The following is a 13,175-nucleotide window of genomic DNA, read 5'->3' on the forward strand; positions in this document are numbered from 1 at the left end:
GGCGGTCAGACGAAGATACAGCCCTCTCGCTCGTCGAAATCGCCGTCCGGGTCGAAGTCCCGCCGGACTGCGCGGGCGGTCGCGACCGCGGCGACGATGCTATCGAGGGCGTCACCGCCGGTCTCGCTGACGGCACGCTCTCGTATCCCGTCGGCCAACTCGAGTGGCGTCGACTCGACGAGAGCGTTCAGTATCGTCTTGCGGCGGCGGCGAGCGTCGGCAGCACCGTCTTTGTACGTCTCGTCGACGGTGTCTAGACGGCGGAGCGTCCCGGCCGGATAGATTTCGATGAGGTTTCGCTCGTCGGCGGGCTGCATCGGCGGAACGGCGACCCGTCCGTCGGCCACGAGCGGCGCCACGACCTCGCGGATGCCGTACAGCGTCTGGTAGTAGGTGATGAAACTGTACGGTGAGTTCGCGCCGACGGCGTCGTCGGTCCGTCGTTTCAACTCCACGCCGTCGGCGTCGCTGGCTCTCGCTCGGCGCTTCAGTTCTTCGCGCATCTCGTCGGCGCTGGCCGCCGCGAACGCCGCTTCGAACCATTCGAGGGTTTCGCGCCACGTCTCACAGTCGGGGAGCAACGTGTCGGGCAGTCCGAACGAGACATCGAGCCCGGAGGTTCCGGGCTCGCTCGCGAGATACTCCCGGAGCCGATTCAGCACGGTAGTTCTCCCCGTCGCACCGAAGACCTCGGTGGCGGAACGACACCGCCGAACCGTCAATCGGTCGCCGTCCCACGACCCTTCCGTAATCCAGATGTCGTCGCCCGGCTCGGACGCCCCGCTGAAGTCGACGCCGCGAATCTCCATACGTCGGTTAGGTGCCGACGGCTCAAAACGCCGGGGCATTGATTAGCGTCTCGCCCCTACACCGCTGTATGCCCAAGACGCTCGAAGTCGTCTGTACGCGCAACGACTGTGATTTGGATATGTTCGAACTTCACTACCAGTACTCGATGCCGGACGGAACCGGTGTCGAGGCGTTTTCTTGTCCGTACTGCGGCGAAAGCGACGGGCTGGAGGAAATTCACGTATGATTCGGGAGGTGGGGGAGTCGCTGGGCCGGGCCGTCCTCGACGGCATCGGCCGGGCGTCGAGCCGCGTTCAGGAGCGAAAACCGCTGGCGGCGGACGTACTGGAGAGCGACGACGCCGTGCTCGTCGTCTTCGATGCGCCCAGCGCGACCGCCGACGATGTCGACGTGAGTTTCGAGAACAACACCGTCACGGTTCGCCTCGACCGGTTCCGGGAGTTCCACGACGGCTACGAGATGCGCTTCCCGGGGCGCGGACTCGGCCTGAAAGGGTCCGCAGAACTGCCCGAGGATGTGTCCGTCGAGGCCGGCGACGCCGAGGCGACGGTGACCCAGAACGGGACGCTCGAGGTCCGAATCCCGAAAACAGTCGACGACTCCGAACCGGACGCCGACGAGACCGACTCGGAGGACATCGACGCGACCGCCGACGCCTAATCTTCGAGCGTCATCCCTTCGACGATTTCGAACGACTCGTCGCCCTCGAACCGCGTCGGGTCGAACGCGTCGATTCCTTCCTCCCCCAGCACCTCGCTTGCGAGCGCCTCGCCGATGGCCGGCGCGCGCATGAAGCCGTGGCCCTGGAAGCCCGAAGCGACGTAGAGGCCTGAGGCGCGCTCACCCACCAGTGGGTCGCCGTCGGGCGTGGCGGTACAGAGGCCCGCCCACGACCGCGACTCCGGAACTGACTCGCCGACGGCGGTGTCCAGATACTCCCCACAGTTCTCGCGGAACCAGCCGTCGGCGGTTTCTTCCCAGTCGGTCGGGTCGTGTTCCTCCGGAATCGTCCCGTCACCGACGAACAACCGGCCGTCGCGGGGGCGGAGGTAGTAGCCGCCGGTGGCGTCGTACAGCATCGGAACATCGTCGGCAAGCGGTGTCTGTTCGGTCAGGAGTGCCTGCACGCGATAGGCTTTCACGGGAATGGGGTGGCCGGCCTCGCCGAGCAGTCGGGCGGTGTGAGCGCCCGCCGCGACGACGACGGCGTCGTAGTCCTCGCCGTCGACGCGACCCGCTCCGTCGAGTTCGACCGGCGTTTCCGTCCGGAGGTCGGCGCCCTCCCCGACGGCGAGTTGGGCAGTTGCGCGGGTGTACGCTCCCGGGTCGGCGTAGCCGGCGTTACGGGCGATGGCAGCCCGCGCTACGTCGTCGGTTTCCAGCGTCGGCCACCGCGATTCGAAGGCGGCGGCGTCGAGAACCGACACGTCACGGCCCTGCTGTCGCATGCGGGGGACGTGTTCGGCCATCGCCTCGGCGCTGCGGTCGTCGCCGGACCGCGCCAGCCAGACGTAGGGATGGTCGGTGAGCGCGCCGCGTTCTCGAAAGCGGTCGAGGGCGCGCTCGGCAATTTTGGCGTCGACGGCGTCGGCGAAGGCGTCGTAACAGATGCCGGCCGCTCGGCCGCTGGATTCGCCGGCCACGTCGCCGGCTTCGAAAATCGTCACGTCGGCGTCCCGTCGGGCCAGCTCGACGGCGACGGTCGCGCCGACGACGCCACAGCCGACGACGGCGACGCTCGGTGGCGCTTCGACGGGTGGTTGGCCTCCGGCGGCCATCAGCGGAACGCCGCGAGGCCGCGAGCCGGGTAGGCGACGACGCGGTCGACACCGGCGTCTTCGAGCTCCTCGGCTCGTTCGGCGACGGTGTCCGTGTCGCCGACGAGCGCGAAGTCACTCGCGGCGTCCAGTAGGATTTCGCGGGCCCGTCCCGCCGCGTCGGCGTCGGTGGCGGCGCCATCGGGTAGCGCCCTCCGGACGGGGCCACGGCGAGCGACGTAGCCGCCGACGGCATCGAGAATCGCGTCGTCGTCGTCGCTCAACACGGTCGGGGCGTACAGCGCGACTTCGCCGTCGAAGCCGGCGGTACGAAGCGCCTGCAGTTCGCGGTCGGTGCCGCGGGAGAGTAACTCGAATTGCGTGCCACCGGCGGCGAGGGCGACGCGTTCGATGCCCTCCGTTCCGACCCACGCCTCGGGAGCGTCCTCGCGGGCGGCACTCAGTCGCGGGGCGATGGCGCGGTTGGATTCCTCGTCGGTCAGGTACGCGCCGTTGCCGGCGACGAGGACGCGGGTGGCCGCTTCTGGCACTCCAGCGAGGAGGCCGTCGTCACCGAGGGGGTCGAAGCCGTCGGCCCGAACCGGCGTCGTCACGTAGCAGTCGTAGGCATCGGCCAGCGCCGACAGCGTCTCGGCGTCCGGCAGGTGTTCGCGACCCTCGTAGTCGACGACGACGGTGTCGACGTCGAGGTCCAGCGCCGCGTCGAGGTCGTGTTCGGCGGGTTTCAGCGCGACGGCGTCGATGCCGGCGCGAGCCAGCGTTGTTCCGGTCAACATGGGTGGTGTGGGCGACCGCTCGGCCGCCGTGGTTGTGGCTGATTCTCGGTACTCGAACGGATAGGCGTATCGCTACGGACGAACCTCGCCGGCATCGCGGCCAGACCGGAAGCTACCGACCGAACGAACGCGGAGAAGTGACCGCCTCAGACGACCGCGAGGTCCTGTTCTGCTTCGAGCAGTTCGTGATAGCGGTTGCGGATGGTGACTTCCGAGATGTCGGCCACCTCGCTGACCGCTGCCTGTGTCGTCTTCTCGTTGGTCAGAAGCGAGGCGGCGTAGACGGCTGCCGCCGCGAGTCCGACTGGCGATTTCCCGGAGTGGACGCCCTGCTCTTTGGCGTTCCGGAGCAATTCGCGGGCGCGGTTTTCGGCCTCGTCGGAGAGGTCGAGGTCGCTTGCGAACCGCGGGACGTAGCTCTCGGGGTCGGCCGGCTGGATTTCCAGGCCCAACTCGCGGACGACGTAGCGGTAGGTGCGGGCGATTTCGCTCTTCTCGACGCGGGAGACGCCGGCGACTTCGTCGAGGCTACGGGGGACGCCGGCCTGTCGGGCGGCGGCGTACACCGACGCCGTCGAGACGCCCTCGATGGAGCGGCCGGGCAGGAGGTTCTCGTCGAGCGCCCGCCGGTAGATGACGGAGGCGGTCTCTCGGACGTTGTCCGGCAGTCCCAGTGCGCTCGCCATACGGTCGATTTCGCCGAGTGCCTGCTTGAGGTTGCGCTCCTTGGAGTCCCGCGTGCGGAACCGCTCGTTCCACTTGCGGAGCCGCTGCATCTTCTGACGCTGGCGGGCGCCCAGCGAGTTACCATAGGCGTCCTGGTCGCGCCAGTCGATGTTCGTCGACAGCCCCTTGTCGTGCATCATGTTGGTCGTCGGGGCGCCGACGCGTGATTTCTCGTCCTTCTCGGCGCTGTCGAAGGCGCGCCACTCCGGTCCGCGGTCGATTTCGTCTTCCTCGACGACGAGGCCGCAATCGCGACAGACCGTCTCGCCGTGTTCCGTATCCGCGCCGAGCTTCCCGCCGCATTCGGGACAGCCCGCTCGTTCGTCTCGTTCGGCTTCCCGTTCCGTCTCGTTCTCGGTCGTTCGTGTTCGTGTGTGCTCGCTCATGCTACGAGGCGGGTGCTACCAGGTAGGGATACACCCCGAAAAACCCGGTCAGCAGTCGCTACACCTACAGTGGTGCGAAAATGTTTTAAAAGTTCTGGTAATTACGAGCGACGGACCGCAACGACGACGTTTTCGCGGGCGTCCCGCACAACGCCTGACGGCCTTATATGCGCTCACTCCCGGACCGACCCCTCGCTTTCGGCGTCTCGGGCCTCTTCGACGGCCGTCGTCAGCGAGACGTTGAACACGAGCGTCGAGGCGACGCCGCCGGCGACGGTGACGAGGTTCTTGATGGCGTGGTCGGCGATGGCCGCCGCCAGCGCGACGCCCCAGCCGACGGGCGTCAGCGCCAACACGATGAGCGAGAACGCGCCCTCGTAGAGGCCGATGCCGCCGGGTGACAGCGGCAGCACCTTCGCGAGGTTGCCGACGCTGACGGCGAAGAAGCCGACGGCGACGAGTTCCCACAGCGCGAGATCGACGCCGAAGGCGGCGAAGACGACCAGCGCCGTCACCACGTCGATGGCCCAGATGAGCAGGCTGGAGGCGCCGATGACGGCGAAGGCTCGGCGGTCCTGTGCGACGGTCTGGATGTCGCCGGTGAACCGCTCGACGACGCTCGCGACGTAGTCGACGTAGGAGTCGCTGCTGACTCGCCCCAGCGTCGCCCGGACGAGGTTCCGGTCCGAGCGGGCCGTCGCGACGATGACAGCGACGGCGGCGATGGCGGCGGCGCCGACACCGGCAGCCACGTAGACCGCCGTCCGGCCGCTGCTTTCGCCCTCGCCGGGGGCCTGCGTCGCACCGATAGCGGTCACGTCGACGCCGGCGGCCGCGAGTCCGAGGAACGTCGCCCCCGCGAGCACCGTAATCGTGAGCAAATCGAACACCCGTTCGATAGCCAGCGAGGCGAACCCGGAGGGGTAGGGGATGCCGCGTCGCGCCTTCACGATGTAGGCCCGGAGGGCGTCGCCGGCCCGCGCCGGGAAGACGAGGTTACCGGTCTGACTGATGAAGACGGCGCCGGTGAGAAAGCCGACGCGTTCCCGGTACCCCAACTCGTTGAGAATGTCCCGGTACCGGAGCCCCCGAAGCGGCCACGACAGCAGGTAGACGACGGTGGCAATACCCAAGAGTCGCGGGTCGGCGGACCGCAGAGCTGCCAACACTTCGGTCGGGTCGAGATAGACGGTCATCAACGCGAGTGCGACGACGATGAGGGCGGTGCCGGCGGCCATCGTCACCCGGCGGTCGATGCGTGGTTTGACGCCGAGTTGCCACCACAGTCGCAGGATTTGACTGCCCATCCCGAAGACGTCCCGCACGAGGTCGACTTTGGTGTCGCCCTTCGGCTCCCAATCGACTGGGAACTCCTTGATTCGATAGCCGGACCGCTGGGCGCGGACGAGCACCTCGGTGTCCCAGAACCAGTGGTCGTCCTCGACATCGTCGAGCAGTGCCAGCAGCGTCTCGCGGTCGAACGCCTTGAATCCACACTGGTGGTCGTACAGCGGCGACCGGAGGAACAGTCGGACGAGGCCGTTGTACCCCGTCGAGGCGACGCCGCGTTCGGGTTGGCGGTCCTGTTTGTCGCCCGGGAGGCGGCGCGACCCGGTCGCCACGTCGTAGTCGCCGGAGCGGACCGACTCCACTAGCTCTTCGAGGTGCCGCATGTCGGTGGCGAGGTCGGTGTCGAAGTACACCAACACGTCGCCGTCGCTTTCACGGAAGGCACGTTCCAGCGCGCCGCCGCGGCCGAGGCGCTTGTCGCTGTGGAAGTGTCGAACCCGGTCGTCCTCGGCGGCCATCCGGTCGGCGATTTCGGGTGTGGCGTCCTCACAGCCGTCCTCGGCGACGATGACCTCGAAACTGCCGGCGGGGAGGAACTCCGCGAGCGTCGACAGCGTCACCTCGACGGTGTGTTCGAGGCTGTCCGCCTCGTTGTAGGCGGGCAACACGACGCTCACCTCCCGATTTGTCATCGGGGAATCCTGCGGTAGCGCCGCGTATCAACCTTCTGTCTCCTCCTCGGGGCCCCCTCCGTCACTCTCGGTCACAACCGCTTTGTCAATCGACCGAGAACTGCCGGCAATGGTCGAGACGTACGTACTCGGTGCCGCCGCAGTCGTCGTGGTCGTGGTCGTGTTGCTCGTCGGTCGCTCGGTTCTCGGCGGTCCCTCGAAGGGCCAGCGGGAGCGTGACCGGGCCCACGAGCAAGCCCAACAGCGCCCGCCGGAGGAGGCCGCCGAGAAGGGCGAAACCTACGAACTCGTCGTCAAGGAGACCCAGTACGACCGGACGCCGGCGGAGGTCCGCGGCACGATAAACGGCCTCCAGACGTTCGTCCGCGACGTGCCGGACCCCTCGGGTTCGGACGCACTCGCCGAGGGCGACACCATCAGCGTCCGCGTGACCGACTACGGCACACAGGGGACGACCGCACAGGCGACGTTCCTCGGGCGGGCCTGAATCGGACCGCAAAGCACGTTACCCGTCCCCCGTTTCTCCCCCACGTGCAGACGACCCACGAGGTGCGCGTCGGCGACGCCCGCGAACTCGACCTCGACTCCGAGAGCGTCGATTTGGTCGTCACGTCGCCGCCGTACCCGATGGTGGAGATGTGGGACGACGCCTTCGCGGCCCAGGACGACGCCGTCGCGGAGGCGCTGGACGCCGCCGACGGCGAGGCAGCATTCGAGGCGATGCACGCCCTCTTGGACGAGGTGTGGCAGGGTATCGCCGACGCCCTCGTCGACGGCGGCATCGCCGCGGTCAACGTCGGTGACGCCACCCGCCGGATGGACGGGCGGTTTCGGCTGTTCCCGAACCACGGCCGGATTATCGAGGGGTTGTCGGCGGCGGGCCTCCAGCAGTTGCCGGGCATCGTCTGGCGGAAGCCGACCAACAGCACGAACAAGTTCATGGGGTCGGGAACGCTGCCGACCAACGCCTACGCGACGCTGGAACACGAACACGTCCTGCTGTTCCGGAAGGGCGACACCCGCGAGTTCCCACCGAAGGACACCGACCGCTACGCCTCGGCGTTCTTTTGGGAGGAGCGAAACGAGTGGTTCTCCGACTGTTGGGAAATCCGCGGCACGAGACAAACCCGCGAGGCCGACGACGACGCCCGCGAGCGCTCCGGGGCGTTCCCACTCGAACTCCCGCTTCGGCTCGTCAGGATGTACTCGATTCGGGGTGATACCGTGTTGGACCCCTTCGCCGGCACTGGGACCACCTCGCTCGCGGCGCTCGTTTCCGGCCGGTCGTCGGTGGCAATCGAACGCGACGCCGACCTCGCGGCGACGTTCGAACCCCGCGCCGAGACCGCCCCCGACCTCTCCCGGGACCTCGCCGCCGAACGACTCGAAGCCCACCGCGAGTTCGTCGCCGACAATCCCGATACCGCGAACTACGAGGCCGAACACTACGACACCTACGTCGTGACGAAGAACGAACGCCACATCGAGTTGTCGACGGTCGCCGCCGTCGAGCGGACGGGCGAGGCGCCGACGCGGTTCCGGGCGACCCACGAACCCTTTTAGCGTGCCGCTCGACGCTCCGAACATGCCTCTCGATTTCGACTCGTTCACGCTCGCGGCGGCGACCGGGGACCTTTCCGAGGAACCCGACGCCCGCGCCTACGCCGACTGCGTGGAGTTCCGGATGGACCTCGCCGACGCGCCGGGCGAGCAGTTGGCCGACTACGACGGCGACCTCCCGCTTTTGGTCACCAACCGCGCCGACTGGGAGGGCGGAGAGGCAAGCGACGATGGCCGCCTCGACGCCCTCGCGGATGCCCTCGCCCACCCGTCGGTCGAAGCCGTCGACATCGAACTCGCGACGCTGGAGGACGGCGACGGCGGCGATCTGCTGGACCGCGCCGATGCCGAAGACATCTCGGTCGTCGTCTCGACCCACGACTTCGAAAAAACGCCCTCGAAGGGGCGACTCCAGTCGCTTCTCACCCGCGCCGGAACTTACGGCGACGTGGCGAAACTCGCGGTCACAGCCGAGGACCGGTCGGACGCCCTCGCCGTGCTGTCTGCGACCCACGAGCTGACCGAACGCGGCCAGCGCGTCGCCACGATGGCGATGGGCGAAGCCGGCAGCCACACCCGCGCGGTCGCGCCCGTCTACGGGTCGAAAATCGGCTACGCACCGGTCGACCCCGCGAAGGCGACTGCACCGGGACAGTACGACCTCGAAACGCTGCGGTCGCTCATCGATTCGCTCGTCTAGTCCTCCAGAGTCTTCCGCTCGGAGACGTAGGCCGCGACGGCGAGCAGATTGACGACCGGCATCACCGAGGCGTGGAGCCACACCCGGTCGCCGCCCCGCTTTCGGATGTCGTAGTACAGCCACGCCGGAACGAGCAACTCGACGGTCAGAAAGCCGAGCGCGAGGAGTCGAGCGGTTCGAGAGAACGACGCGAGAAGGGTCGTTCGACCGAGCAAACTGGCCGCAACCACGGAGAAAGCGCCGGTGAGCGTGAGCAGTTCCGCGACGAAAAGAGGGAATAACACGTCGCTATCGTCGCCCATAGCGCCCACTCCGACGGTGAATCATAAAAACGGTCTCCCTGTCTGGGGCAAGGAACTCGATCCGATGAAATCAGCACGGACTTCCCGTGGTGGGTCACTCGGTCCCGTCGCGAACCCGCCATACCCACAGCGTCACCGCGAGGAGAGCGAGTAAAGCCACGAGAGCGCCGAATCCCGCCTGCTCGGCCGGTCCGGTGGGCGTCGTCGTCTCCACCTCGCCGTCGCCGCCTTCGACTGTCAGTTCACCCGCCGGGACGCCGTTTACTGCAACGACGCCGTCGTTCGGTTCCTCGAAGGAGACGTCCAATTTCAGGTCGACCGTCTTCTCGGCCCCGACCATTACGGCGTGCGTCGAGACGTTGCTATCGGCGTGTGTCACCCGGAGAGTCACCCGGGAGCGCGCTCCGGGGTTGGTGACTCTCACTCGCACCGTGGTCGAATAGCCCACTCGAACCCAGTTTGCCGGAAGCGACGCGTCCAGAACTGTGGGCTCTGTCTCCGCCAACGGGACGCTACTCGGTGTCGGCGTCAGTATGGGTGTCGACCTCGGTGTTGACGTCGTTTCGGATGGCGGGTCCGCCGTCGTTCGGGGTGTAAGCGGTGGCTGCGTTGCGGTCTGTGACGGCGTTCGGGTGGCTGTCGCAGTTGGCGTGGGCATTCGGGTGGCCGTTGGTGTCACCGTTGGCGTTCGGGTGACTGTCGGAGTGGTTGTTGCAGTTGGTGTGGGCGTCCGGGTGGCCGTTGGGATAGGCGTCGGCGTTCGGGTGGCTGTCGCAGTTGGCGTGGGCGTCAACCGAGGAGGAGTGTCGATCGGGATTACTGTCACTGGCGGTGTCAGCGTCTCCTCTTCTTCGTCGTCCTTATCGTCTTCATCCTCCTCCTCGTTTTCGTCCCCGTCGTCCTCGTCATCCCCGTCGTCTCCGTCATCCTCGTCATCCCCGTCGTCCCCGTCGTCATCATCCTCTTCCTCATCCTCCTCCTCGTTTTCGTCCTCGTCGTCCTCGTCATCCCCGTCGTCTCCGTCGTCATCATCCTCTTCCTCATCCTCCTCCTCGTTTTCGTCCCCGTCATCCTCATAATCCTCCTCGTCGTCCTCATCCTCATCTTCCTCCTCGTCTTCCTCCCCGTCATCCTCCTCATCGCCGTGATCGTCAGCGAGAACCGTCGAAGCGCCCTCACCGGCGTCCAAGGCGGCCCCTGCGAGCAGTCCGACCAGCAAAAGACTCACCACGAGACACACCTTCAGAGCCGGTCCCATAACCCTTGGACGACGTACGCGTAGTTCGTTATGCAGAGGTATACACCGGTAATACGAGCTTACGTGCGCCGACCGAGGGAAATCCGGCCGAACCGCCGCTCAGAACGGGAACGACCGTTGTTCGCGCTGGACGGAAATCCACTTCGTCTCGGTCAACTCCTCGATGATGGCGTCGCCGTGGAACCGGCCGATTCCGGAGGCCTTCATCCCGCCGAACGGGACGTCCGGTTCCTCGTTGATGGGTTGGTCGTTGATGTGAACCATTCCGGAGTCGATCTCGTCGGCGACGTCCTCGGCGCGGTTGCGGTCGCCCGACCACACCGACGCGGCCAGTCCGTACTCCGTCGCGTTGGCGAGCTCGATGGCCTCCTCGTCCTCGGAGAAGGGGATGACGGGGGCGATAGGCCCGAAGTGTTCGTTGCAGGCGGCGGCCATGTCGTTGCTCACGTCCGATAGCACCGTCGGTTCGACGACCAGCGAGTCCTCGACGCCGTCGACGGGGACGGTATCACCGCCGGTCTCCAAGGTCGCGCCCTGCTCGACGGTCTCCTCGATGTACTCGAGAATCCCGTCGCGTTGGCTCTCGTTGATGATGGGGCCGACGAACGTCGCCGGACTGTGGGCGCTCCCCGTCGGAAGCAGCTCGGCTTTCTCGACGAGGCCCGCCACGAACTCGTCGTAGACGGATTCGTGGACGATGTGTCGATTGATTGAGATGCACACCTGCCCCTGATGGGCGAAACTCCCGAAGGCGCTCCCCGAGATGGTGTTGTCGAGGTCGGCGTCCTCGAGGACGACGTTCGGGCCGTTGCCGCCCAACTCCATCGCGGGGAAGGCGAGCGAGTCGACGGCCTGTTTAGCGACGTGCCGGCCCACTTCGGTCGACCCGGTGAAGGCCACCACGTCTACGTCGGGGTGACCCGCCACGCGGTCGCCGATGTCGGAACCACGCCCGGTTACCACGTTCACGAGGCCCGACGGCGCACCGGCCATCTCGAACAGTTTACCGATGAGGAGGCCACTCGTCACCGGTGTCTCGGAGGCGGGTTTGATGACGACGGCGTTGCCCAACGCGACCGCTGGCGCGACGGCCCGAATCGCGAGGTGCAGCGGGAAGTTCCACGGCGGAATCACCGCGACGACGCCTGCCGCTTCACGCTTGACGAGGTTCTCCTTGCCGGCGATGGTGGAGTCACGAACGTCACCACCTGCTCGCGATGGCATCGTCGTCGCCTCGGCCACGTCGGCGACCGCGGTCTGGAACTCGAGGGTGCTCTTCAGTTGTGCGCTGCCGGATTCTGTCTGCAACAGTTCGGCGATGGCCTCTTCGTTGTCCTCCATCAGGTCGTGGACACGGTCGACGAGGGCCGCCCGTTCGGCCGGGTTGCGTTCCTCCCACGACGCCTGTGCTTTCGTTGCGGCATCATAGGCTGCGTCGACATCCTCGACGGTTCCCGCGGGCACGTCGGTCCACGGCTCTCGCGTCGAGGGGTCCTCGACGGTAATCGTCTCGCGGTCGCCTGGGGTATGCCACTCGCCGCCGACGAACAGGCAGTTCCAGTCGCTCTCGACGTCGAGGCTGGGGGCGTCACGGTCAGTCTGGGTAACGTTTGACATCAACTACAGTAGGTTTCGCAAGTCCGAAAAACCGATTGTTACGGAATTGATGTCGGTTACCTAGATGAGACAGAACGGACAGCCGTCTCGGTCGCGCGATTACTGTTCGATGATGCTCTCCTCGACTTCCTCGCCGAAGTGTCGCGCCACGTCCTCGTAGTAGACGAGCACCTCGTCGCCGGCTTCGAGGTTGGTGACGGCCTTTCGTCCCGACTCGGTGGCGACCTTGATGGTTTCGGCGTTCTGCAGCAGCGTCTCGATGCGGTCGCCGTTCTCCATCTCGGCTTCGACGCGGAACATCGGCCGCTGTTCGATTTTCGCGCGACCGACGATGGTCTCGCGGGTCTCACCGCTGGTGTCGACGATTTGGACGTCGTCGCCGGATTTCAACTCCGCGAGGTACTTCGTCTCCCCCCCGGGCGTCCGGACGTAGGCGTGGACGGCGCCGGCGTTGACGCGGAACGGACGGGAGGCGACGTACGGCGAGTCGGCGGTTTCGGCGTGGACGAAGAACAGTCCGCGGGACATCGAGCCCACGAGCATCCCCTCGTCGTGGTCGAGCATCGAGGCGGTGTCGACACAGACTCGGTCAGCCGAGCCGGTTTCCTCGACGGTCGTCACCGTCGCGTACTGGAGGTCGAGCTGTTCGCGGGCGGTGGCGTCACGGACTTCGACGGTGGCGCGAATCTCGTCGGGACTGTCGGTGTCCAACAGGACGGCGTCGGCGCCGAGTTCGAGCGTCTCGAAGGCGGTCTTGGCCTCCTCGGCGGTCTGGACGCCGGCGACGAGGTCGGTCTCCTCGCCGATGCGGGCGATGAGGTTCTCGAGGGGAATGATTTGCCAGTCCTCGCCGACGACGATGGTGAAGTCGGCGTCCTTGGCGGCTTCCTCCGCGAAGGTCTCGTAGTCGGAATCGAGGATACGGACGTACGAGCCGGCGGTTCCCTCGGTGCGGCGGAGGGTGGTCAGGTCGGCGGACCCGGAGAAATCCGAGGGAAGGTCGACGGTGCCGTCGCCCTCGCCGCCCTTGCCGACGATGACGGCGTCGGGTTCGGTCTCTTCTTCCTGTTCGGCGTCCATGACGTGGACGTCGTCGCCCGCGAATGCGGCGACGTTGACGGAGCCGAGTTCTCGCACGCGGTCGACGTCGCGCTGGTCGACGAGCACCCAGTCGACGCCGGCTTCGAGGCCGGCGGTGATGCGGCGCTTGCGCGCCTCCCAGTCGCCGACGGCGTCGTCGGCTTTCAGCCAGACGGAGCGTGTCATATCTCGTCGGTTGC

Annotated in this window: 14 protein-coding genes; 5 read left to right on the forward strand and 9 right to left on the reverse strand. The window is 66.8% G+C overall.

Annotation, left to right across the window (positions count from 1 at the left end):
• Positions 1 to 5 precede the first annotated feature (5 nt).
• The gene (locus HWX69_RS06320; protein WP_178916236.1) at positions 6 to 809 is read right to left on the reverse strand and encodes a DUF429 domain-containing protein; all 804 of its coding nucleotides are present in this window, start codon (positions 807 to 809) and stop codon (positions 6 to 8) included.
• A 68-nt stretch (positions 810 to 877) separates the two neighbouring features.
• Between HWX69_RS06320 and HWX69_RS06325 the strand changes: the two genes are divergently transcribed.
• On the forward strand, positions 878 to 1,036 hold the full coding sequence (locus HWX69_RS06325; protein ID WP_178916237.1) for a DUF7559 family protein: 159 nt from the start codon (positions 878 to 880) through the stop codon (positions 1,034 to 1,036).
• Entirely contained in the window at positions 1,033 to 1,470 is a 438-nt protein-coding gene (locus tag HWX69_RS06330; protein WP_178916238.1) for an Hsp20/alpha crystallin family protein, read from the forward strand. The genes HWX69_RS06325 and HWX69_RS06330 overlap by 4 nt, the downstream gene beginning before the upstream one ends.
• Here the strand turns inward: HWX69_RS06330 and HWX69_RS06335 are convergent.
• The 4 genes from HWX69_RS06335 to HWX69_RS06350 form a co-directional block, all read right to left on the reverse strand.
• Entirely contained in the window at positions 1,467 to 2,588 is a 1,122-nt protein-coding gene (locus tag HWX69_RS06335; protein WP_178916239.1) for an NAD(P)/FAD-dependent oxidoreductase, read from the reverse strand. The two genes, HWX69_RS06330 and HWX69_RS06335, sit on opposite strands and share 4 nt — an antisense overlap.
• The gene (locus tag HWX69_RS06340) at positions 2,588 to 3,364 is read right to left on the reverse strand and encodes a DUF7388 family protein (RefSeq protein ID WP_178916240.1); all 777 of its coding nucleotides are present in this window, start codon (positions 3,362 to 3,364) and stop codon (positions 2,588 to 2,590) included. The genes HWX69_RS06335 and HWX69_RS06340 overlap by 1 nt, the downstream gene beginning before the upstream one ends.
• 146 nt (positions 3,365 to 3,510) lie before the next feature.
• On the reverse strand, positions 3,511 to 4,476 hold the full coding sequence (locus tag HWX69_RS06345) for a transcription initiation factor IIB (RefSeq protein WP_178916241.1): 966 nt from the start codon (positions 4,474 to 4,476) through the stop codon (positions 3,511 to 3,513).
• Positions 4,477 to 4,649: 173 nt separating this feature from the next.
• Positions 4,650 to 6,458 (reverse strand): flippase-like domain-containing protein, encoded by a 1,809-nt coding sequence (locus HWX69_RS06350; protein ID WP_178916242.1) that lies wholly within the window; start codon positions 6,456 to 6,458, stop codon positions 4,650 to 4,652.
• Positions 6,459 to 6,567: 109 nt separating this feature from the next.
• Here HWX69_RS06350 and HWX69_RS06355 point away from each other — a divergent pair, with 109 nt between their 5' ends.
• Genes HWX69_RS06355 through HWX69_RS06365 form a run of 3 tightly spaced genes read left to right on the forward strand, consistent with a single transcriptional unit; the run spans position 6,568 to position 8,718 of the window.
• The gene (locus HWX69_RS06355; protein WP_178916243.1) at positions 6,568 to 6,945 is read left to right on the forward strand and encodes a hypothetical protein; all 378 of its coding nucleotides are present in this window, start codon (positions 6,568 to 6,570) and stop codon (positions 6,943 to 6,945) included.
• Positions 6,946 to 6,989: 44 nt separating this feature from the next.
• The gene (locus HWX69_RS06360) at positions 6,990 to 8,021 is read left to right on the forward strand and encodes a DNA methyltransferase (protein WP_178916244.1); all 1,032 of its coding nucleotides are present in this window, start codon (positions 6,990 to 6,992) and stop codon (positions 8,019 to 8,021) included.
• A gap of 22 nt (positions 8,022 to 8,043) precedes the next feature.
• A complete protein-coding gene (locus HWX69_RS06365; protein WP_178916245.1) occupies positions 8,044 to 8,718 on the forward strand; it encodes a type I 3-dehydroquinate dehydratase in 675 nt (224 codons plus the stop codon).
• Here HWX69_RS06365 and HWX69_RS06370 read toward each other — a convergent pair.
• The 4 genes from HWX69_RS06370 to HWX69_RS06385 all read right to left on the reverse strand — a co-directional run bounded on the left by HWX69_RS06370 (position 8,715) and on the right by HWX69_RS06385 (position 13,161).
• Positions 8,715 to 9,020, reverse strand: a complete 306-nt coding sequence (locus tag HWX69_RS06370; RefSeq protein WP_178916246.1) for a hypothetical protein — start codon at positions 9,018 to 9,020, stop codon at positions 8,715 to 8,717. The genes HWX69_RS06365 and HWX69_RS06370 overlap by 4 nt on opposite strands.
• Positions 9,021 to 9,114: 94 nt before the next feature.
• Positions 9,115 to 10,278 carry a hypothetical protein gene (locus HWX69_RS06375; protein ID WP_178916247.1) on the reverse strand — a complete coding sequence of 388 codons (1,164 nt, stop codon included), beginning with the start codon at positions 10,276 to 10,278 and terminating at the stop codon, positions 9,115 to 9,117.
• Positions 10,279 to 10,377: 99 nt separating this feature from the next.
• A complete protein-coding gene (locus HWX69_RS06380) occupies positions 10,378 to 11,895 on the reverse strand; it encodes an aldehyde dehydrogenase family protein (protein ID WP_178916248.1) in 1,518 nt (505 codons plus the stop codon).
• Positions 11,896 to 11,994: 99 nt separating this feature from the next.
• Positions 11,995 to 13,161, reverse strand: coding sequence for a 3-dehydroquinate synthase II (locus tag HWX69_RS06385; RefSeq protein ID WP_178916249.1), 1,167 nt, complete (start codon positions 13,159 to 13,161; stop codon positions 11,995 to 11,997).
• Positions 13,162 to 13,175 lie beyond the last annotated feature (14 nt).

The organism is Natronomonas gomsonensis (assembly GCF_013391635.1).
Classification (GTDB): Archaea; Halobacteriota; Halobacteria; order Halobacteriales; family Haloarculaceae; genus Natronomonas; species Natronomonas gomsonensis_A.

Bases quoted from the DNA above. Each gene is read 5' to 3' on its own strand.
- HWX69_RS06335 (WP_178916239.1), bottom strand. From the start codon at position 2,588: ATGGCCGCCGGAGGCCAACCACCCGTCGAAGCGCCACCGAGCGTCGCC.
- HWX69_RS06350 (WP_178916242.1), bottom strand. From the start codon at position 6,458: ATGACAAATCGGGAGGTGAGCGTCGTGTTGCCCGCCTACAACGAGGCG.
- HWX69_RS06380 (WP_178916248.1), bottom strand. From the start codon at position 11,895: ATGTCAAACGTTACCCAGACTGACCGTGACGCCCCCAGCCTCGACGTC.
- HWX69_RS06365 (WP_178916245.1), top strand. From the start codon at position 8,044: ATGCCTCTCGATTTCGACTCGTTCACGCTCGCGGCGGCGACCGGGGAC.
- HWX69_RS06355 (WP_178916243.1), top strand. From the start codon at position 6,568: ATGGTCGAGACGTACGTACTCGGTGCCGCCGCAGTCGTCGTGGTCGTG.
- HWX69_RS06320 (WP_178916236.1), bottom strand. From the start codon at position 809: ATGGAGATTCGCGGCGTCGACTTCAGCGGGGCGTCCGAGCCGGGCGAC.
- HWX69_RS06375 (WP_178916247.1), bottom strand. From the start codon at position 10,278: ATGGGACCGGCTCTGAAGGTGTGTCTCGTGGTGAGTCTTTTGCTGGTC.
- HWX69_RS06385 (WP_178916249.1), bottom strand. From the start codon at position 13,161: ATGACACGCTCCGTCTGGCTGAAAGCCGACGACGCCGTCGGCGACTGG.
- HWX69_RS06330 (WP_178916238.1), top strand. From the start codon at position 1,033: ATGATTCGGGAGGTGGGGGAGTCGCTGGGCCGGGCCGTCCTCGACGGC.
- HWX69_RS06340 (WP_178916240.1), bottom strand. From the start codon at position 3,364: ATGTTGACCGGAACAACGCTGGCTCGCGCCGGCATCGACGCCGTCGCG.
- HWX69_RS06370 (WP_178916246.1), bottom strand. From the start codon at position 9,020: ATGGGCGACGATAGCGACGTGTTATTCCCTCTTTTCGTCGCGGAACTG.
- HWX69_RS06325 (WP_178916237.1), top strand. From the start codon at position 878: ATGCCCAAGACGCTCGAAGTCGTCTGTACGCGCAACGACTGTGATTTG.
- HWX69_RS06345 (WP_178916241.1), bottom strand. From the start codon at position 4,476: ATGAGCGAGCACACACGAACACGAACGACCGAGAACGAGACGGAACGG.